Origin of the sequence: Planosporangium mesophilum (genome assembly GCF_016863255.1) — a bacterium.
Lineage (GTDB): Bacteria > Actinomycetota > Actinomycetes > Mycobacteriales > Micromonosporaceae > Planosporangium > Planosporangium mesophilum.
Window position 1 is genome coordinate 93,828 of the sequence record NZ_BOON01000040.1, and the last position, 19,014, is coordinate 112,841.

The following is a 19,014-nucleotide window of genomic DNA, read 5'->3' on the forward strand; positions in this document are numbered from 1 at the left end:
GCGTAGAAGGGCCCAAGCTCCATGGATCTGCAGTTGAAGGACAAGGTCGTCGTCGTCACCGGCGGAAGCGCCGGCATCGGTCTCGAGGCCGCCCGGCTGTTCGCGGCCGAGGGGGCGCGGGTGCTCATCTGCGCCCGGCGCGAGGACAAGCTCGCCGCCGCGGCTTCCGACATCGCCGACAGCACCGGGTCCGATGTGGACACCGTGGCCGTCGACGTCACCAACGTGGCCGACCTCGACCGCCTCGTGTCGTATGTGACCGAGCGGTACGGGCGCATCGACGTCCTGGTCAACAACGCCGGCACCGGCACGTACAAGCCGTTCCTCGAGGTGACCGACGAGGAACTGGTGTACGGGATGCAGATCAACTTCTTCGCGCAGTTCCGGCTCACCCAGCGGTTCGCGCCGATGATGATCGCCCAGCACTACGGCGTGGTCATCAACGTGGCCGGCGAGACCGGCATCAAGGTCATGCACCCGCCGTTCCGCTCCTCGTGCACCGGGCCGGCGAAGTCCGCCGAGATCCGGCTCAGCAAGGTCCTCGCCACCGAGCTCGGCGAGCACAACATCCGCGTCAACTGCGTGGTGCCCGGCCTGGTCTACACCGACGACCGGTTCGGCAAGTGGGAGCGCGAGATGGCCAAGACCGAGCTGGACGACGAGGAGGCGAAGGCCACCCGCAAGGACTGGGGCCGCAACATCGCCCGGCCCGACCACGAGTGGGGCACCGCCGAGGAGCTGGCGAACGTCATCGTCTTCGCGGCCTCCGACCGGTCAAGCTTCGTCAACGGCGCGGTACTCGTGGCCGACGGCGCCGAGGACAAGTCGTGACCGGTCTGACCGTCCACCCGCTGCACGTCGGCACGCTGCGCGGGTTCCCGGCCCCGGCCATCACCTACCACCGCGGTTGGGGCGAGCGGCTCGACGTACCGATGATCATGTTTGTGATCCTCGGCGGGGAGCACCCGATCGTGGTCGACACCGGCACCGGCACGCCGGAGTTCACCCTCGCCCACCACGGCTACGACCTGGTCCGCCCGGACGACCAGGAGCCTGTCGCCGCGCTCAAGCAGCTCGGCGTGGCGCCCGAGGACGTCGGCACGGTGGTCCACACCCACCTGCACTGGGACCACTGCTCCAACGACGACCTGTTCCCCGCGGCCGAGATCATCGTGCAGAAGGCGGAGCTGGGGTACGCCGTCGACCCGCTCGAACCCAACCGCAAGGCGTTCCAGCGCGGCCCCGGCGTGCTGCCGCCGTGGGTGGGCGTGCTCGACCGGATCCGCACCGTCGACGGCGACGCCCCGGTGATGCCCGGCGTCGACCTGGTGCCGCTGCCCGGGCACACGCCCGGCTCGCAGGGCGTCCTGGTCGCCGGGGCGACCGGACCGCTGCTGCTGGCCGGGGACTGCGTCGACACGTACGCGAACTGGGAGGGCGACGGGAAGCTGTCGCACATCCCGTCCGGATCGTTCACCGACCTCGCCGCGTACATGGACAGCTTCCGCCGGATCGAGGGGCTCGGCTGCGAGGTCATCCCGAGCCACGACCTGAAGGTACTGGACAAGGGGGTGTTGGGCCGATGATCGGTTCGCTGGCCGGCATCCGGGTGGTGGACGTGACGATGAGCGTCGCCGGCCCGTTCGCCACCCAGATCCTGGGCGACCTCGGTGCCGACGTCGTCAAGGTGGAGCGGCCGGAGGTCGGCGACGACACCCGCCGCTGGGGGCCGCCGTTCTGGAACGGCGAGAGCTGCACCTTCTCCGCGCTCAACCGCAACAAGCGAAGCGTGGTGCTCGACCTCAAGGACGACGCGCAGCGCGAGACGTTCCGGCAGCTCCTGGCCTCCGCCGACGTGTTCGTGCAGAACCTGCGGCCGGGGTCGCTGGCCAAGATGGGCCTGAGCTACGACGACGTCCGCGAGCTGAACCCCCGCCTGATCTACTGCGACATGAGCGGGTACGGGATGACCGGGCCGCTGGCCGGCTCGCCCGCGTACGACCCGCTGATGCAGGCGTTCGGCGGGCTGATGAGCCTCAACGGCGAGCAGGGCCGGCCACCGGTACGGATCCCGGCGTCCATCCTGGACCAGGGCACCGGCATGTGGACCGCGATCGCGGTGCTCGACGCGCTGCGCACCCGCGACCGTACCGGCGTCGGCTGCCACCTGCACACGTCGCTGCTCAGCACCGCGCTGATGTGGCTGCCGTCGCAGTTCCTCGGCTACTTCGCGGACGGGACGGTACCGGAGCGGCTGGGGTCGGGCACGGTCGGCATCTACCCGTACGCCGCGTTCCCCACCGCCGACAACTACATCATCATCGCCGCCGGCAACCAGAACCTCTGGCAGCGGCTGTGCGGCGCCATCGACCGCCCTGACCTGCTCGACGACCCCCGGTTCACGCTCAACCCGGACCGGGTGGCGCACCGCGACGAGCTGTTCGAGGAGCTGGCCGGGACGCTGCGGCACAAGGAGAGCGAGCACTGGCTCGACGTGCTCGACGCCGCGGGCGTACCCACCACGCCGATCCAGACCCTCGACGCCGTGGTCGCCCACGAGCAGGTACAGGCCATCGGCGGCTTCGCCTCCGTGGAACACCCGAGGATCGACGACTTCAGGGTGGTGAACCTGCCGATCCAGGCCGACGGCGCGTACCCCCCGGTGCGGCGGGTGCCGCCGGCGCTGGGCGAGCACACCGACGAGGTACTGGCCGAACTGGGCCGCCGTGACACGGGGGAGGAACAGTCATGATCGAGCGTAGCGGTGTGGCCCGGCCGACGATGCCGTCGGCCGCGATCGGCCCGGCCGGCTGGCCGGCGGTCGTCGTGGTCGAGGAGGGCATGCGGGAGGGCCTGCAGATCGAGGACGCCGCCATCCCCGTCGAGGAGAAGGTACGGCTGCTGAACGCGCTGTCCGCGACCGGCCTTCGCCGCATCGTGGTGGGCAGCTTCGTCAGTCCGAAGTGGACGCCCCAGATGGCACACGTCGAGGAGATCATCGAAGGGTTCACGCCGCGGGAGGGGGTGATCTACACCGCCCTCGCCCTGAACCAGAAGGGCGTCGAACGGCGGGCCGCGCACGTACCGCCGCTGTCGCTCGACGGCGGCCTGCCGGCGACCCTGGTCCACCTCTGCGACGTGTTCGTGCGCCGCAACACCAACCGCTCGCAGGCCGACGAGATCGCCTCCTGGGAGCCGACCATCGCCGCGGCCAAGGCGGCCGGCGCCACCGAGGCACAGGCCGGCGTGAACTCCGCCTGGGGCTCGAACTGGCTCGGCCTGTTCAGCCAGGAGCAGCGCATCGAGCTGCTCTCCCGGCAGATCGACCTGTGGGCCGAGGCCGGCATTCCGGTCACCAAGGTCTTCCTGGGCGACCCGATGGGCTGGCACACGCCGGACCAGGTCGAGGGCGACCTGCGTGAGATCCTCGACCGCTGGCCGTCGGTACGCACCTTCCACCTGCACCTGCACAACACCCGGGGGATGGCGCCGATCAGCGCGTACAGCGCCCTGAAGATCCTGGACGCCCGGCACACCGTGGTGCTCGACTCGTCCATCGGCGGCATGGGCGGCTGCCCGTACTGCGGCAACGGTCGGGCCGCCGGGCTGTTCCCCACCGAGGACCTGGTCTACCTGCTGGACGCGCTCGGCTTCGACACCGGCGTGGACCTCGACGCGCTGATCGAGGCGGCCGTGGTCGCCGAGGAGGTGGTCGGCCACCGGCTGTACGGGCACGTCTCCAAGGCGGGCGGTCGTCCACGTTCCGACCAGCTGTACCCGATGGACCTGCCGTTCATCGAGACCCTGGAGCAGGCGCAGCACTTCCGGCTGGGGCCGGACGTGCACCGGGGCGCGTTGTCGCCGTGGAAGGGTCCCATCGAAAGCCCGGCGCGCCCGGAGGTGACGGCGTGACCGCCGCGGTGAGCCGAGGCACGCCGCTGACCTCGCGGGAGGCGGTGGCGGCGCTGCTGTCGCCGCGCTCGGTCGCGCTGGTCGGGGCGAGCGCCGACGAGGAGAAGTTCTCCGGCCAGCCGCTGCGCAACCTGCAGACGGCAGGCTTCCCCGGAGCCGTGCACCCGGTCAACCGGCGGGGTGGGGGGATCCGGGGGGTGCCCGCCCTGACCTCGGTGGACCAGTTGCCGCCCGGCGTCGACGTCGCCTTCGTCATGGTGCCGGCCCGCGACTGCGCGCCGACCGTACGGGCGCTGGGCGCCGCCGGCGTCGGGGTGGCCGTGATCGCGGTCAGCGGCTTCGCCGAGGTGGGTACCGCCGAAGGCGCGGCGCTCCAGGAGGAGCTGGCCGCGGCGGGCCGGGAGAGCGGGGTACGCCTGGTCGGCCCGAACTGCAACGGCGTCTACAACACCGCCGTCCCGCTGCCGCTCGGGTACAACCACACCCACTCGCAGGCGCTGCCGCCCGGTGACATCGCCCTGGTGTCGCACAGCGGGGCGATGCTCGGCGCGTTCGCGCCGCTGCTGACCAGGTACGGCCACGGCCTGAGCTCCTTCGTCTCCTGCGGCAACGAGGTCGACCTGCGGCTGAGCGACTACCTGGAGTACCTGCTCGACGACGAGCAGACGGCCGCCATCGCCCTGATCATGGACGCCATCGAGGACGGCGCCGCGTTCCGGCGGGCGGCACGCGAGGCCAAGCGCCGGGGCAAGCCGCTGATCGCACTGAAGATCGGCAACTCGGCCTCCGGTACCCGGGCCACCCTGGCGCACTCGTCGCGACTGGCCGGGTCGCAGGCCACGTACGAGGCGGTCTTCGCCGCCGACGGCGTGGTGAGCGTGCCGACCCTGGAGACGCTGGCGATCGCCGCCTGCCTGGCCGCCGCCGGCAGGCGGATGACCCGGCCCGGCGTCGTCGCCACCAGTACCTCCGGCGCCGGCGGCATCCTGCTAGCCGACGCGCTGACCGGCGCCGGCGTGGACCTGCCGGCGCTGGCCGAGGAGACGGTCGAGCGGATGCGGCCGCAGGCCGGCTTCGCCCAGGTGATCAACCCGTTCGACATCGGGGCGGCGGGGGCGTCGGCGATCGCCGACCACCTGCGCGCCATGGCGACCGACCCGGGCGCGGGGGCCCTGGTCTTCTACCTCACGCCGGTACCGACCCAGTCCTGGCGCGACGCCCTGGCCGAGGGGGTTGCCGCGGTCGCGGCCGAACGGCGCGAGCTGCCGATCCTGCTGGTCAGCGCGTCCCCGCTGGGCGAGGTCGAGGAGCGGACCCTGCGGCGGGCCGGGGTACCGGTCGCCGCGTCCCTGCTCGACGCCGTCGCCGTGCTGCGGGCGCTCCGGCCGCCGACTCCGGCGGCGGAGGGGGCGGAGGAGGACGCCCCGCACGCCCCGACGTCGCGGTCGCCGTCCGAGCCGTCGCGGTCGTCCGAGCCGTCGCGGTCGCTGTCCGAGCCGCAGAGCAAGCGCCTCCTGGCCGACCTCGGCCTGGCGTTCCCACCCGAGGTCACGGCGACCTCGCACGCGCAGGCGCGGCAGGTGGCGGCCGAGATCGGGTACCCGGTGGTGCTCAAGGGCGCCGGGGCCGCGATCGCGCACAAGAGCGAGCACGGCCTGGTGGCGCTCGACGTACCCGACGAGGCCGCCCTGGCCCGCGAGTACGCCCGGCTCGACGGGGCCGGCCGCACGCTGGACCCGGACGGGTTCGAGGGCGTGGTGGTCACCCCGCTGGTGCCCGACGGGGTGGATGTCGTCGTCGGCGTCGTCGCCGACCCCGACTTCGGCCCGATGGTGCTCGTCGGCAGCGGGGGAGTGCTGTCGGAGCTGGTACGCGACGTGGCGCTGGCCCCGGCCCCGCTCGACAGGGCCGCGGCCGACCGGCTGCTCGCCTCGACCCGCGTCGACGCGCTGCTGACCGGCTACCGCGGCGCGCCGCCGGCCGACCGGGACGCGCTGGTCGACCTGCTGGTACGGGTCTCGGAGGTGGCCACCCGGCTGGGCGCCGAGGTGGAGGCCGCCGACCTGAACCCGGTACGGGTCCTGCGGCCGGGCAACGGCGTACGGATCCTGGACGCGCTGGTGGCCCGGAGGGCGACATGAGCCTGGAGCAACCGATGACGGCATCCACCCACACCGGGCTGCGGCAGCGGCTGTGCGACGGGCCGCCGCTGGTCGGCACGTTCGTCACGGTGCCGCGGGTGGAGATCCTGGAGATCGCCGCGGTCTCCGGGTTCGACCTGGTCGTGCTCGACCTCGAGCACGGGCCGTTCGGCGTGGAGGCGCTGCCGGCGCTGATCGCCGCCGGACAGGGGGCGGGCCTGGCCGTGGTGGTGCGGGTCGCGGAGAACTCCGAGCAGGCCATCGGCGCGGTGCTCGACGCCGGCGCGGACGGCGTCCTCATCCCGCACGTGAACAACGCCGCGGCCGCCGGCGCGGCGGTCCGCGCCGCCCGGATGCCACCGGCCGGTACCCGCTCGCTGCACGCCTGGATCCGGGCCGCCCGCTACGGCGCCGACCCCGACTACGCCGCCACCGCCGACAACGGCGTCGCCGTCCTGGTGATGGCCGAAGGCCAGGAGGCCATCCGGGACCTGCCCGGCATCCTCGCCACCCCGGACCTCGACGCGGTCTTCGTCGGCCCGATGGACCTGTCCGCGTCGCTCGGGTTGACCGGGCAGCCCGGCCACCCCCGGGTCACCGCGCTCGCCGGCGAGGTGCTCACCGGCGCCGCCGCGGGCGGACGGGCCGGCGGGATCTTCGCGCCCACCGTGGAGCAGGCCGCGACCTGGTTCGCGGCCGGCGCCCGGCTGGTCGTGGTCTCCGTCGACACCGACCTGACCCGGCGCGGCTTCGCCGCGGCCCGCGACGCCCTGGACGACCTCACCCCATCCATCCGCCGGCCCACGAGGAGAAGCAATGTCGACCGCTGACCAGCCCGCCGTGACCCGCGCCCTGGCCGAATTCGCCGTCAACCGTGACCTGTCCGACCTGCCCGAGGACGTCCTCGACCTGGTCCGCCGCTCCCTTGTGGACACCGTGGGCGTCACCGTCGCCGCCCGCGGCGAGCCGGCGGTACGGATCCTGCGCGCCACCCTCGGCGAGGAGCTGCCCGCCGGCCCGGCGACCGTGCTCGTCGACGGCACCCGTACCGACGCGCCGACGGCGGCGCTGATCAACGGCACCGCCGGGCACGCGCTCGACTTCGACGACGTCACCGACGTCACGTACGGCCACCCCAGCGTCGTGCTGTGGCCGGCCCTGCTGGCCGCCGCGCAGCAGGTCGGCGCGGCCGGCCGGCAGCTCGCCGAGGCGTTCGTGGTCGGGTTCGAGGTGCAGTGCGCGGTCGCCCAGGGCATGCGCATCCGCGAGCACTACGGCCGCGGTTGGCACTCCTCGGCCACCGTCGGCGTCATCGGCGCGGCCGCCGGCGTCGCCCGACTGCTCGGGCTGGACGTGGACCGTACCCGGTGCGCCCTCGGCATCGCCGCGTCGATGGCCGGCGGCAGCCGGCAGAACTTCGGCACCATGACCAAGCCGCTGCACGTCGGCCTCGCCGCCCGCGACGGCGTCCTCGCCGCCAGCCTCGCCGGCAACGGCTTCACCGCCGACCCCGACCAGCTGGAGCAGCCGCTCGGGTTCTTCGGAATGTTCGCCGAGACCCGCCAGCTCGACGCCGTCCTCGACGCCGTCAACGGCCCGTACGCGCTGCGGCTACACGGGCTGAACGTCAAGAAGTACCCGTGCTGCTACAACACCCACCGCACCGCCGACGCCACCCTGGACCTGGCTGCCCGCGAGGGGCTGAAGGCCGACGACGTGCGCCGGGTACGGCTGACCCTCGAGCCGGGCGGCTTCGACCCGCTGATCCACCACCGCCCGCAGACGGGGCTGCACGGCAAGTTCAGCGCCGAGTACGTGATCGCCGCCGCCCTGTTGGACGGCGCAGTCAAGCTGGCCACCTTCACCGACCAGGCGGTACAGCGGCCGCAGGCGCAGGAGTTGCTGGCCAAGGTGGAGTACGCCGAGTCCGCGGTACCGCCGGTCGGTGCGGAGTCCTGGGAACAGGCCTACTCGGTGGTGACCGTCGAGACCGACCGGGGCGAGTTCACGTTCCGCACCGACGTGCCGCGCGGCGACCGGCGCGCCCCGCTGCGCCGTGCCGACCTGGAGGCGAAGTTCCGCGACTGCCTGGAGTTCGCCGGTACCGGCTGGGACGCCGACGCCCTGCTCGCCGAGCTGTGGGGCGTGGACAGCGCCGGTACGGTCGCGCTGGCCGCGCTCGCACCGACGGTCGGGGACCGCTGATGGGCCTGCGGATCTGGCAGCAGAGCATCACCGACCTCGAACAGCTGCCGCAGTACCGGAGCACCCTGGCGGCCCACGGGCGTACCGTCTGCGCCCCCGACACCGAGGTCGAGGTGCACGGGGTACGCCCCGGCACGTACCCCGACGGGCTGACTCCGATCGAGGCGATCGCGTACCCGTGGTGCCACACGCTGCTGTCGCTGCAGATCGTGCAGGGCGCGATCGAGGCCGAGCGGCAGGGGTTCGACGCGGTCGCGGTGAGCTGCTTCTTCGACCCCGGCCTGGTCGAGGCGCGCAGCGCGGTCGACATCCCGGTGGTCAGCATGTGCGAGACGGCGTTCCTGGTCGCCTCGTCGGTGGGCCGCCGGTACGGGCTGATCGGCCTGGATGACGCGCACGCCCGGTACCTGCACGGGCTGGCCCGCGAGTACGGTGTCTCCGACCGGATCGCCGCGATCGTGCCGCTGCACCCGGCGGTGACCGAGGCCGACCTGGACCCGGTGCACGGTGGCGGCGGTGACCTGGCCCGGCGGGTCGCAGGCGCGGCCGAGGCGCTGGTCGCCCGCGGCGCCGACCTCATCATCCCGGCCGAGGGCGTGCTCAACACCGCCCTGATGCGCCAGGGCCTGCGCGAGCTCGGCGGCGTGCCGGTGCTCGACGCGTACGGCGCGCTGCTGGCGTACGCCGAGACGCTGGTCCGGCTGCGGCGCACGACCGGGCTGGCCACCAGCCGGGTCGGCGCGTACGCGAAGCCGGACACCGCGGTCCGCGACCACATTGCCGGAATGTCCACCGTGGAGCTCCGGAGGGTGGCGTGCTGATCACGGCGGAGGCCGAGCAGGAGCTGATCGAGGACGTCCTGCGCGGCTACGGCGCCACCCCGGCCGAGGCGAGCCTGCAGGCGCGGGTCCTGGTCGAGGCCGACCTGCGCGGCCAGTACTCGCACGGCCTGCAGCGGGTACCGATGCTGGTCCGGCGGATCCGCAACGGCGTACTGCGGCCGGGGGCCGAGGTGCGCAGCCGCTGGGTCACCGACTCGTTCCTGAGCGTCGACGGCGGAGCCGGCTTCGGCCCGCCGACGGCGTTCGCCGCGGTCGCGCAGCTCGCCGAACGGGTGACGGACACCGGCGTGGCGGTGGCGGCCGTGAGCAACAGCAACCACCTGGGGATGCTGGCCTGCTACGTGGAGGAGCTGGCCCGCCGCGGCCACGTCGGCATCGCCCTGACCACCAGCGAGGCGCTGGTCCACCCGTGGGGCGGCACCCGGATGATGGTGGGCACCAACCCCATCGGGGTGGCGGTCCCCACCGACGGCGAGCCGTTCCTGCTGGACATGTCGACCGGCGCGGTGTCGATGGGCAAGATCCTGCGGCACGCCCGGCGGGCCGAGCCGATCCCGCTCGGCTGGGCCGTCGACGAGCGCGGCGCCTCGACCACGGACGCGGCCGCCGCGGCCAACGGTGCGATCTCACCGTTCGGTGGGGCCAAGGGGTACGCGCTGGGCCTGGCCTTCGAGCTGATCGTCGGCGTACTCACCGGCTCGGAGCTCGGCCGCGAGGTGAAGGGCACGCTCGACGGCGAGGCCGTGTGCAACAAGGGCGACGTGTTCATCTGCCTCTCGCCGGAGCGGCTCGGGCTCGGCGGCACGCTGCGGCGGGTCACCGAGTACCTGGACGAGGTCCGTACCAGCCCGCGCGCGGAGGGCGTCGACGCCATCGACGTGCCCGGCGACCGCTCCCGCCGGCTGCGCGCGCGGTACCTGCGGGACGGAATACCCATGGACGACGCGGTCTGGCAGTCGGTCGAGGCGCTGCGCGCCGATGCGGAGGTACACAGTGGACAATGTTGACTTCGGGGTACTGCGGCTGCCGGCCCAGGTGCTCGTCGGCCCCGGCAGCGTACGGTCGGTCGCCGGGCTGGCCGCCTCGGTCGGTACGCGGGTCTTCGTCTGCACCGACGGCGTCATGGTCGCCACGCCCGAGTTCGCCGCGCTGCGTGGTGACCTCGAGCGGGCCGGGCTGACCGTCGAGGTGTACTCCGAGGGCGTGGCCGAGCTGCCGCTGACGACGGTGGACGACTGCCTGGAGCGGGCCCGGCGGGCCGCCCCCGACCTCGTCCTCGGGTACGGCGGCGGGAGCAGCCTCGACCTGGCCAAGGTCACCGCGCTGCTGCTGCGCCACCCCGGGCCGCTGAGCGGCTACTACGGTGAGAACCGGGTACCCGGCCCGGTGGTACCGCTGATCGCGGTGCCCACCACCGCGGGTACCGGCTCCGAGGTGACCCCGGTCGCCGTCGTCACCGACCCCGGCCGGGAGCTGAAGGTGGGGGTCTCCAGCCCGTACCTGATCCCGACGTACGCCGTCTGCGACCCGCTGCTGACCCACGGCTGCCCGCCCCGGGTCACCGCGCACTCCGGCATCGACGCCTTCGCCCACGCCGTCGAGTCCTTCACGTCCGCCCGGCGCGGCCCGGAGTGGGGCGGGACGCTCGGCGTCTTCGTCGGCTCGAACCGGCTCACCGCGCCGCTGTCGCTTCAGGCCGCCGGGCTGATCGCGCGGCACCTGCCCCGGGCCGTCCGCGACCCCGGCGACGCGCAGGCCCGGGAGTCGATGACGTACGGCAGCGTCTGCGCCGGGATGGCGTTCGGCGTCGCCGGTACCCACCTGGCGCACGCCGTCCAGTACCCGGTCGGCGCCGCCACCAAGACCCCCCACGGCCTGGGGGTGGGGCTGCTGCTGCCGTACGCGCTGCAGCTGTGCCGGGACGCCCGGCTCCCGGAGCTGGCCGCCCTGGCCCGCGCCACCGGCGCCGCCGACAGTGGCGACGAGGCCAAGGACGCCCAGACCATGATCGACTCGGTTGACGCGCTGCGCGACACGCTCGGCATCCCCGCCACCCTGGCCGACCTCGGCGTCGAGCGGCACGAGCTCGACCGCCTGGCCGAGCAGGCGATGACCGTCACCCGGCTGGTGAACAACACCCCGGTACCGGTGGACGCCGCGACGATGCGGCGGTTCGTGGAGGCCGCCTGGTCCGGCGACCGGATGTCCCTGGTGGCGTCGTGACCGCGTCCCGCGCCGCCGGGGTCGCCGTCCTCGCCGCCGGCCTGCTGCTGATGCTCGGGCCCGTGCCGGGCGCGGGTCGGGGCGACGCGTCCGGGGCCGCCGCGGCGTCCCGCACCTCGACGGTCGAGCACGCCGAGGTGCGGATCGCCCGCCTGCTGACCGGCGCCGGCGCCCGGGATCTGGCGCGGTGCGTGTTCCGCCCCGGTACGGCCGGGGTCGCGCCACCGAGCGTCGCGTTCACCGACCCCCGCGTCGCCGCAGCGCCGATGCGCGACCGGCGGGTCCGCAACGGCGGGGTGCTCGAACTGCTGGCCTCGCCGCAGGAGGTGGCGGCCCGCCAGGACGAGATCACCCACCAGGCGCTGCAGGCGCAGCGCTTCGGCTTCGACGAGGGCGGCCAGCCGCTGCGCCGCGAGCACCTGCTGCCGTCCGGTCGGGTGCTGCTGCGGCTCTCGGCCGACCTGCCCGACGCGGCCGTCCGGGAGTACGCCCGCGCTCTCGACGCCGCCGTTGCCGGCGCCCCCCAGTCCGAAACCACCGCACCCGTCGAGGAGGCGCCGTGTTCGACATGACCGACGTGATCGACCTGCACGTACACACCGCTCCGGACACGTTCCCCCGGCTCGGCGACGACCTCGCCATCGCGCGCGCCTGCGCCGCCGCCGGCATGGCCGGCATGGCGGTCAAGTGCCACTACGAGGGCACGGCGGCCCGCGCGCACCTGGTCAACCAGCAGGTGCCGGGGTTCACCATGTTCGGCGGCATCACGCTGAACTACCCGGTCGGCGGGATCAACCCGGCCGCCGTGCACTCCTGCCTGGCGATCGGCGGCCGGGTGGTGTGGATGCCCAGCGGGCACGCGCACTACCACAGCGAGGTGACCGGCACCCTCGGCGGCTGGGGCAACTCGTTCATGCAGCTGTACAACCCACCGGACGCGACCGGGCTGACCGTGCTCGACGGCGACGGGCGGCTCACCGACGCCGCGCGCGAGGTGGTACGCCTGGTCGCCGCCGCGGACGCGCTGCTCGCGACCAGCCACCTGTCGCCGCACGAGATCCTCGCCGTCCTCGACGACGCGGCAGACGTGGGCACCCGGGTCCTGGTCAACCACGTCATGTACATGCCGCAGTGCGACCTGGACTTCATCGCCGAGATCGTGCGGCGCGGCGGGTACGTCGAGATCTGCTCGGTCCTGGTCAGCGGGTTCTGGGACAAGCTGCGCCTGGACGACGTGCAGGCGGTGATCGACCGGGTCGGGGCCGGTCGGGTGGTGCTCGCCTCCGACGGTGGCGGGATCCAGACCCCCATGCCGCACGAGTCGCTGCGGGTCCTGGCGGACAACCTGCTGCACCGTGGGGTGCCCGAGTCGGAGCTGCGCCGGATGCTCGTCGACAACCCCCGTCACCTGCTCGGCCTGTCCGGTCGGCAGTCCACCCCGCAGTCCAAGGAGGACGCATGACCGCGACAGCGGCGATCGTCGGTTCCGGCAACATCGGTACCGACCTGATGAAGAAGCTCCTACGCCGCGACGACATCGAGCTGCGGTACCTCGTCGGCGTCGACCCCGCCTCGGACGGGCTGGCCCGTGGCCGGGAGGCCGGGCTCGAGGTCTCCTCCGGCGGCGTCGACTGGCTGCTCGACCTGCCGGAGCTGCCCGACCTCGTCTTCGAGGCCACCTCGGCGTCGGCGCACCTGGCCAACGCGCCCCGGTACGCCGAGGCACGGATGCGCTGCATCGACCTCACGCCGGCCGCGGTCGGCCCGTACGTGGTACCCGTGGTCAACCTGGAGCAGCACCTGGACGCGCCGAACATCAACATGATCACCTGCGGGGGGCAGGCGACCATCCCGATGGTGGCCGCGGTCAGCGCCGTCACGCCCGTCGGGTACGCCGAGATCGTGGCCTCCATCGCCTCGCGGTCGGCGGGCCCCGGTACCCGGGCCAACATCGACGAGTTCACCCAGACCACCGCGCGGGCGATCGAGTCCGTCGGCGGGGCCACCCGGGGCAAGGCGATCATCGTGCTCAACCCGGTCGAACCCCCGATGATCATGCGGGACACCGTGTTCTGCGCGATCTCGCCGGACGCCGACCGGGACGCGATCAGCGCGTCCGTCGTCGCGATGGTCGAGCGGGTCCAGCGGTACGTGCCCGGCTACCGGCTGATGGCCGACCCGCAGTTCGACGACCCGCGCGACGGCTGGAACGGCCAGGCCCGCGTCACCGTGCTCCTCCAGGTCACCGGCGCCGCCGACTACCTGCCCGCCTACGCCGGCAACCTCGACATCATGACCGCCGCGGCGGCGCAGGTCGGGGCCGAGCTGTCCGTCCGATCGCTGGGAGTATCCGCATGACCGACATCCACACCGGCGACCCCCGGGAGCCGGTCCGGATCACCGACACGACGCTGCGCGACGGCAGCCACGCCGTCCGCCACCAGTTCACCGTGCCGCAGGTACGCGACACCGTACGGGCGCTCGACCGGGCCGGCCTCCAGGTCATCGAGGTGACCCACGGCGACGGCCTCGGCGGCTCGTCGTTCAACTACGGGTTCTCCAAGGTGGACGAGATCGAGCTGATCGCGGCCGCCGCGCAGGAGGCCACCCGGGCCAGGATCGCCTGCCTGCTGCTGCCCGGCGTCGGTACCGTCGAGGACATGCGCCGGGCCGCCGACGCGGGGGCGTCCGTGATCCGGATCGCCACCCACTGCACCGAGGCGGACGTCTCCATCCAGCACTTCACGGTCGCCCGCGACCTGGGGTTGGAGACCGTCGGGTTCCTGATGCTCAGCCACCGGGCGGGGCCGCAGGAGCTGGCCCGGCAGGGCCGGATCATGGTCGACGCCGGCTGCCAGTGCGTGTACGTGGTCGACTCCGCGGGCGCGCTGATCCTCGGTGAGGCGCGCGACCGGGTGGCGGCGCTGGTCGCCGAGGTCTCACCGGACGCGCAGGTCGGCTACCACGGCCACCAGAACCTCTCGCTGGGCGTGGCGAACTCGCTGCTGGCGTACGAGGCGGGCGCCCGGCAGATCGACGGCACGCTGTGCGCCCTGGGCGCCGGCGCCGGCAACAGCCCGACCGAGGTGCTCGCCGCGGTGTTCGAGCGGCTCGGCGTACCGACCGGGCTGGACACCACGGCCGCGCTGTCCGCCGCCGACGACGTGGTACGCCCCTTCATCGGCGTGCCCCCGTTGATCGAGCGCGGCTCGATCGTGCAGGGTCTGGTCGGGGTGTACTCCAGCTTCCTCAAGCACGCCGAGCAGGCGTCCGAGCGGTACGGCGTACCGACCGCCGACATCCTGCGCCGGGTCGGCGAGCACGGCTACGTGGGAGGCCAGGAAGATATGATCATCGACGTGGCGCTGCGGCTGCGCGCCGAGCACGACAGCGCCGGGCTTGTCGGGGCGCGGGGGTGAACGCCATGGACGGGAAGCTCTTCACCGACCTGTACATCGACGGCGCCTGGCGGCCCGCCACGGGCGACGCCCGGGCGGCCGTGCACGACCCCGCCGACGGCTCGGTCATCGCCGAGGTCGCCGTCGCAGGAATCGCGGACTGCCTGGCCGCGGTCGAGGCGGCCGAGGCGGCCCAGGCCGGCTGGGCCGCGACGGCGCCGCGCCGGCGCTCGGAGATCCTGCGCCGGGCGTACGAGATCATGCGCGACGAGCGCGAGACGATCGCCGGGCTGATCGTCCGGGAGAACGGCAAGGTCCTCGCGGACGCCCGCAGCGAGGCCGACTACGCCGCCGAGTTCTTCCGCTGGTTCGCCGAGGAGGCCGTACGCATCGGCGGTGACTTCCGGGTGGCGCCCAACGGTGACAAGCGCATCGTGGTCACCCGGCAGCCGATCGGGGTCAGTGTGCTGGTCACCCCGTGGAACTTCCCGGCGGCGATGGCGACCCGCAAGATCGGCCCGGCCCTGGCGGCCGGCTGCTGCGTCGTGCTCAAGCCCGCGTTCGAAACCCCCCTGACCGCGCTGTACCTGGTGGACGTGCTCGAACGCGCGGGCGTACCGGCGGGCGTGGTCAACTGCGTGACGCCCCGGCCGGCCGGCCCCGCGGTGAGCGCCATGCTGCACCACCCGGCCGTGCGCAAGCTGTCCTTCACCGGCTCCACCGAGGTGGGGCGGATCCTGCTGCACGAGGCGGCGGACCGCGTGGTCAGCACGTCGATGGAGCTCGGCGGGAACGCGCCCTTCCTCGTCTTCGACGACGCGCCCGTCGCGGACGCCGTCGCGGCCGCGATGGTGGCGAAGATGCGCAACGGCGGCGCCGCCTGTACCGCGGCGAACCGCTTCTACGTGCAGCGCGGCATCGCCGAGGCGTTCACCAAGGCCCTCGCCGCCGAGATGTCCGCGCTCGCGGTGGGTCCGGGCGCCGACCCGGCGAACGGGCTGGGCGCGTCGGTCTCCGTCGGGGAGCGCGACAAGATCGCTGAACTGGTCGACGAGGCCGTGGCCGGCGGGGCGCGGGCCGAGACCGGCGGCGGCCCGATCGCCGGGCCGGGCGCGTTCTACCCGGCCACCGTCCTCACCGGAGTCCAGCACGGTACGCCGATCACCCGTACCGAGATCTTCGGACCGGTCGCGCCGATCGTGGTCTTCGACTCCGAGCAGGAGGCGATCGACTGGGCCAACGACACCGAGTACGGGCTGATCGCCTACGTCTACAGCGGTGACCTGGCCCGGGCGATCCGCGTCGGCGAGCGGCTGGACGCCGGGATGGTCGCGGTGAACCGGGGCGTCCTCAGCGACCCGGCCGCCCCCTTCGGCGGCGTGAAGCAGAGCGGACTCGGCCGGGAGGGCGGCTCCGAGGGGATCGAGGAGTTCCTCGAGCAGAAGTACCTGGCGGTGCCGCTGTGACGGCCGCGCCGCTGCCGCGCCGCCGGCTGGGTCCCCGCGGCCCCGAGGTGGGTGCGATCGGCTTCGGGGCGATGGCCCTGTCCGGCATCTACGGCCCCGCCGACGAGGCCGAGTCGATCGCCGTGCTGCACGCGGCGATCGACGCCGGCGCCACCTACCTCGACACCGCCAACTCGTACGGCGACGGCCACAACGAGCAACTGATCGGCCGGGCGCTGCGGGGCCGGCGCGACGACGTGGTGCTGGCCACCAAGTTCGGCATCCAGGCCGACGGGCTCGGCCGGCCGGAGAAGGTACGGGAGGCGCTCGACGCCAGCCTGACCCGGCTCGGCGTCGACCACGTCGACCTGTACTACCTGCACCGACTGGACCCGACGACGCCGGTCGAGGTCACCGTCGAGGCCATGGCCGCCCTGGTACGGGCCGGCAAGGTGCGGCACCTGGGCCTGTCGGAGGTCAGCGCGAAAACCCTGCGCGCCGCGCACGCGGTCCACCCGATCACCGTGGTGCAGCAGGAGTACTCGGTCTTCTCCCGGGAGCCCGAGCTTGAGCTGCTGCCGGCCACCCGGGAGCTCGGGGTGGGGCTCGTCGCGTACAGCCCGCTGGGCCGGGGCATCCTCACCGGTACCTACCGGTCGGCCGGCGACCTGCCCGCCGACGACGCGCGGCGGCGCCGGTACCCCCGGTACGGCGAGGAGAACCTCGACCACAACCTCCGCCTCGCGCGGGGGATGTTCGAGCTGGCGGAGCGGGCCGGCCTGCCACCCGCCCGGCTCGCGCTCGGCTGGGTGCTGGCCAGGGGCGACGACGTCGTCCCGATCCCCGGTACCCGCCGCCTGCGCAACCTGGAGGCCAACCTGGACGCGGCCCGTACGCCGCTGGACCCCGACCTGGTCGCCGAGCTGGACCGGCTGTTCCCGCCCGGCGTCGCCGCCGGCGACCGGTACGCCCCGGCGATGGCGCGCCGCCTCGACCGCTGATGAGGAAGGTACGGGCATGAGCCTGGTTCGATTCGCCTACCGCGACGGGCGGCAGGACGTCGGGGTCCTCGACGGCGACGCCGTCACCCCGCTCGGCGTCGGCTCCTTCGCGGAGCTCCTGCACTGGTCGCTTGATGACATCCGGACCGCGTACGAGTACCCGGCCGGGTTCGTCACGGCGCGCGACGCCGTCCGGCTGCTGCCCCCGGTGGACGGTCGGATGGAGGTGTGGGCGGCGGGGGTGACCTACAAGACGTCGCAGACCGAGCGCATGAAGGAGAGCCAGGCGGCAGCGAGCGTGTACGACCGGGTGTATGACGCGGTACGCCCGGAGCTGTTCTTCAAGTCCGCCGCGTGGCGGGTCGTCGGCGACGGCGAGCCGATCTCGGTACGGGCGGACTCCGCGGTGGACGTTCCCGAGCCGGAACTGGCGGTCGTCCTCAACGCCGGGGGCGACACGGTGGGCTACACCATCTGCAACGACGTGAGCTCGCGGACCATCGAGGGCGACAACCCGCTGTACCTGCCCCAGGCCAAGATCTACCTGGGCGGCTGCGCGGTGGGCCCCGCCGTGGTACCGGTCTGGCAGCTACCCGACCCCACCGACCTCGCCATCCGGATGTCCATCCACCGGGGCGGGGCGCCGGTCTGGTCGGGCGCCGCCAGCACGTCGCAGCTGCACCGCACGCTCGCCGACCTCGTCGCGCACCTGCTGCGCGCGGACGCCTTCCCCGACGGCGTCGTGCTCTCCACCGGTACCTGCCTCGTCCCGGAGCTGCCGTTCACCCTCGACACCGGCGACGTGGTCGCCATCTCCATCGACGGCATCGGATCCCTGACCAATCCGGTGGTACGGGGCCGCGACGGCGTCGAGTGGCTGGTGGCGGCGGCCGACGACGTCCGGCTCCGGCCGTCCTCGGGCTGACTTTTCCACCACCGTCGAACTGGTGCCCCCGGTCGAAGGCGGGCAGACTGTTCGCAGCACGGCGAGAGACGTCCAACGAGCTGCGGTGCCCGCCGGGAGGCGTGACAGTGGACCTTCGTTCAGTCGCGAACAGTGTCGTCGGTCGGCTTCTCCACCCGGGGGAGGCGTCATGACCGGGCTAGCGCCGAAGCCGATCCGGACCCGCGCGTGGCCGGTGCACCGGCCGGCGAGGGGATCGGCGCTGGGCCGGCTGCTGCGTACCACCGACGCCAAGCAGATCGGGTTGATGTACCTGGTCACGTCGTTCGCGTGGTTCATGGTCGGCGGCTTCATGGCGCTGTTGATGCGCGCCGAGCTCGCCCGGCCCGGTCTGCAGTTCTTCACCACCGAGCAGTACAACCAGCTGTTCACCATGCACGGCACGATCATGCTGCTGTTCTTCGCGACGCCGATCCTGTTCGCGTTCGCCAACTACATCGTGCCGTTGCAGATCGGCGCGCCGGACGTGTCGTTCCCGCGGCTCAACGCGTTCGCGTACTGGCTCTACCTGTTCGGCAGCAGCATGACGATGCTCGGGTTCTTCACGCCCGACGGCGCCGCCGACTTCGGCTGGTTCGCGTACGCGCCGCTGAACAGCTCGACGCACTCACCGGGCGTCGGCGCGGACATGTGGATCGTCGGCCTGGCGATCTCGGGTCTGGGCACGATCCTGGGCGCGGTGAACATGCTGACCACGATCCTGACGCTGCGCGCGCCCGGCATGACGATGTTCCGGATGCCGATCTTCACCTGGAACATCATGGTCACCAGCCTGCTGGTGCTGATGGTCTTCCCGATCCTGGCCGCCGCGCTGCTCTGCCTGCTGGCGGACCGCCAGCTCGGCGCCCACGTGTACGACCCGGCCACCGGCGGACCGATGCTC

18 protein-coding genes are annotated in these 19,014 nt (G+C 73.2%); all 18 read left to right on the forward strand.

From position 1 onward, the window contains the following. Window positions 1–21: 21 nt before the first annotated feature. A complete protein-coding gene (locus Pme01_RS21480) occupies window positions 22–831 on the forward strand; it encodes an SDR family NAD(P)-dependent oxidoreductase (RefSeq protein WP_168114391.1) in 810 nt (269 codons plus the stop codon). After that, complete coding sequence (locus Pme01_RS21485) at window positions 828–1,586, forward strand: N-acyl homoserine lactonase family protein (protein WP_203935783.1); 759 nt, start codon at window positions 828–830, stop codon at window positions 1,584–1,586. Before Pme01_RS21480 ends, Pme01_RS21485 begins: the two co-directional genes overlap by 4 nt. Beyond that, complete coding sequence (locus tag Pme01_RS21490) at window positions 1,583–2,752, forward strand: CaiB/BaiF CoA transferase family protein (protein ID WP_168114392.1); 1,170 nt, start codon at window positions 1,583–1,585, stop codon at window positions 2,750–2,752. Before Pme01_RS21485 ends, Pme01_RS21490 begins: the two co-directional genes overlap by 4 nt. Next, complete coding sequence (locus Pme01_RS21495; protein ID WP_203935784.1) at window positions 2,749–3,912, forward strand: hydroxymethylglutaryl-CoA lyase-like TIM-barrel protein; 1,164 nt, start codon at window positions 2,749–2,751, stop codon at window positions 3,910–3,912. Before Pme01_RS21490 ends, Pme01_RS21495 begins: the two co-directional genes overlap by 4 nt. Continuing rightward, window positions 3,909–6,053, forward strand: coding sequence for an acetate--CoA ligase family protein (locus tag Pme01_RS21500; protein ID WP_168114393.1), 2,145 nt, complete (start codon window positions 3,909–3,911; stop codon window positions 6,051–6,053). Before Pme01_RS21495 ends, Pme01_RS21500 begins: the two co-directional genes overlap by 4 nt. After that, window positions 6,050–6,883: an HpcH/HpaI aldolase family protein gene (locus Pme01_RS21505; protein WP_168114394.1), complete on the forward strand. Its 834-nt coding sequence runs from the start codon at window positions 6,050–6,052 to the stop codon at window positions 6,881–6,883. The genes Pme01_RS21500 and Pme01_RS21505 overlap by 4 nt, the downstream gene beginning before the upstream one ends. Further along, the gene (locus Pme01_RS21510; RefSeq protein ID WP_168114395.1) at window positions 6,870–8,258 is read left to right on the forward strand and encodes an MmgE/PrpD family protein; all 1,389 of its coding nucleotides are present in this window, start codon (window positions 6,870–6,872) and stop codon (window positions 8,256–8,258) included. Before Pme01_RS21505 ends, Pme01_RS21510 begins: the two co-directional genes overlap by 14 nt. Continuing rightward, a complete protein-coding gene (locus Pme01_RS21515) occupies window positions 8,258–9,079 on the forward strand; it encodes an aspartate/glutamate racemase family protein (protein WP_168114396.1) in 822 nt (273 codons plus the stop codon). The genes Pme01_RS21510 and Pme01_RS21515 overlap by 1 nt, the downstream gene beginning before the upstream one ends. Further along, a complete protein-coding gene (locus tag Pme01_RS21520; RefSeq protein WP_203935785.1) occupies window positions 9,073–10,107 on the forward strand; it encodes an Ldh family oxidoreductase in 1,035 nt (344 codons plus the stop codon). The genes Pme01_RS21515 and Pme01_RS21520 overlap by 7 nt, the downstream gene beginning before the upstream one ends. Continuing rightward, a complete protein-coding gene (locus Pme01_RS21525) occupies window positions 10,094–11,323 on the forward strand; it encodes an iron-containing alcohol dehydrogenase (RefSeq protein ID WP_239088373.1) in 1,230 nt (409 codons plus the stop codon). The genes Pme01_RS21520 and Pme01_RS21525 overlap by 14 nt, the downstream gene beginning before the upstream one ends. Further along, the gene (locus tag Pme01_RS21530; protein ID WP_168114398.1) at window positions 11,320–11,895 is read left to right on the forward strand and encodes a hypothetical protein; all 576 of its coding nucleotides are present in this window, start codon (window positions 11,320–11,322) and stop codon (window positions 11,893–11,895) included. The genes Pme01_RS21525 and Pme01_RS21530 overlap by 4 nt, the downstream gene beginning before the upstream one ends. Further along, window positions 11,892–12,785 (forward strand): DUF6282 family protein, encoded by an 894-nt coding sequence (locus tag Pme01_RS21535; protein WP_239088376.1) that lies wholly within the window; start codon window positions 11,892–11,894, stop codon window positions 12,783–12,785. Before Pme01_RS21530 ends, Pme01_RS21535 begins: the two co-directional genes overlap by 4 nt. After that, window positions 12,782–13,681, forward strand: a complete 900-nt coding sequence (locus tag Pme01_RS21540) for an acetaldehyde dehydrogenase (acetylating) (RefSeq protein ID WP_168114400.1) — start codon at window positions 12,782–12,784, stop codon at window positions 13,679–13,681. Before Pme01_RS21535 ends, Pme01_RS21540 begins: the two co-directional genes overlap by 4 nt. Continuing rightward, window positions 13,678–14,742: a 4-hydroxy-2-oxovalerate aldolase gene (dmpG, locus tag Pme01_RS21545; RefSeq protein WP_168114401.1), complete on the forward strand. Its 1,065-nt coding sequence runs from the start codon at window positions 13,678–13,680 to the stop codon at window positions 14,740–14,742. Before Pme01_RS21540 ends, dmpG begins: the two co-directional genes overlap by 4 nt. A 5-nt stretch (window positions 14,743–14,747) precedes the next feature. Then, window positions 14,748–16,187 (forward strand): NAD-dependent succinate-semialdehyde dehydrogenase, encoded by a 1,440-nt coding sequence (locus Pme01_RS21550; RefSeq protein WP_168114402.1) that lies wholly within the window; start codon window positions 14,748–14,750, stop codon window positions 16,185–16,187. After that, window positions 16,184–17,167 (forward strand): aldo/keto reductase, encoded by a 984-nt coding sequence (locus Pme01_RS21555; RefSeq protein WP_239088374.1) that lies wholly within the window; start codon window positions 16,184–16,186, stop codon window positions 17,165–17,167. Before Pme01_RS21550 ends, Pme01_RS21555 begins: the two co-directional genes overlap by 4 nt. Before the next feature lie 16 nt (window positions 17,168–17,183). Beyond that, complete coding sequence (locus Pme01_RS21560; RefSeq protein ID WP_168114403.1) at window positions 17,184–18,092, forward strand: fumarylacetoacetate hydrolase family protein; 909 nt, start codon at window positions 17,184–17,186, stop codon at window positions 18,090–18,092. A 169-nt stretch (window positions 18,093–18,261) separates the two neighbouring features. Beyond that, on the forward strand, window positions 18,262–19,014 hold a 753-nt coding region (locus Pme01_RS21565), incomplete at its 3' end, for a cytochrome c oxidase subunit I (RefSeq protein WP_203935786.1).

What these genes read in the sequence shown, in the direction of transcription:
- Pme01_RS21505 (WP_168114394.1), top strand. Translation starts at nt 6,050, where the DNA reads ATGAGCCTGGAGCAACCGATGACGGCATCCACCCACACCGGGCTGCGG.
- Pme01_RS21550 (WP_168114402.1), top strand. Translation starts at nt 14,748, where the DNA reads ATGGACGGGAAGCTCTTCACCGACCTGTACATCGACGGCGCCTGGCGG.
- Pme01_RS21495 (WP_203935784.1), top strand. Translation starts at nt 2,749, where the DNA reads ATGATCGAGCGTAGCGGTGTGGCCCGGCCGACGATGCCGTCGGCCGCG.
- Pme01_RS21480 (WP_168114391.1), top strand. Translation starts at nt 22, where the DNA reads ATGGATCTGCAGTTGAAGGACAAGGTCGTCGTCGTCACCGGCGGAAGC.
- Pme01_RS21490 (WP_168114392.1), top strand. Translation starts at nt 1,583, where the DNA reads ATGATCGGTTCGCTGGCCGGCATCCGGGTGGTGGACGTGACGATGAGC.
- dmpG (WP_168114401.1), top strand. Translation starts at nt 13,678, where the DNA reads ATGACCGACATCCACACCGGCGACCCCCGGGAGCCGGTCCGGATCACC.
- Pme01_RS21540 (WP_168114400.1), top strand. Translation starts at nt 12,782, where the DNA reads ATGACCGCGACAGCGGCGATCGTCGGTTCCGGCAACATCGGTACCGAC.
- Pme01_RS21510 (WP_168114395.1), top strand. Translation starts at nt 6,870, where the DNA reads ATGTCGACCGCTGACCAGCCCGCCGTGACCCGCGCCCTGGCCGAATTC.
- Pme01_RS21535 (WP_239088376.1), top strand. Translation starts at nt 11,892, where the DNA reads ATGACCGACGTGATCGACCTGCACGTACACACCGCTCCGGACACGTTC.
- Pme01_RS21515 (WP_168114396.1), top strand. Translation starts at nt 8,258, where the DNA reads ATGGGCCTGCGGATCTGGCAGCAGAGCATCACCGACCTCGAACAGCTG.
- Pme01_RS21560 (WP_168114403.1), top strand. Translation starts at nt 17,184, where the DNA reads ATGAGCCTGGTTCGATTCGCCTACCGCGACGGGCGGCAGGACGTCGGG.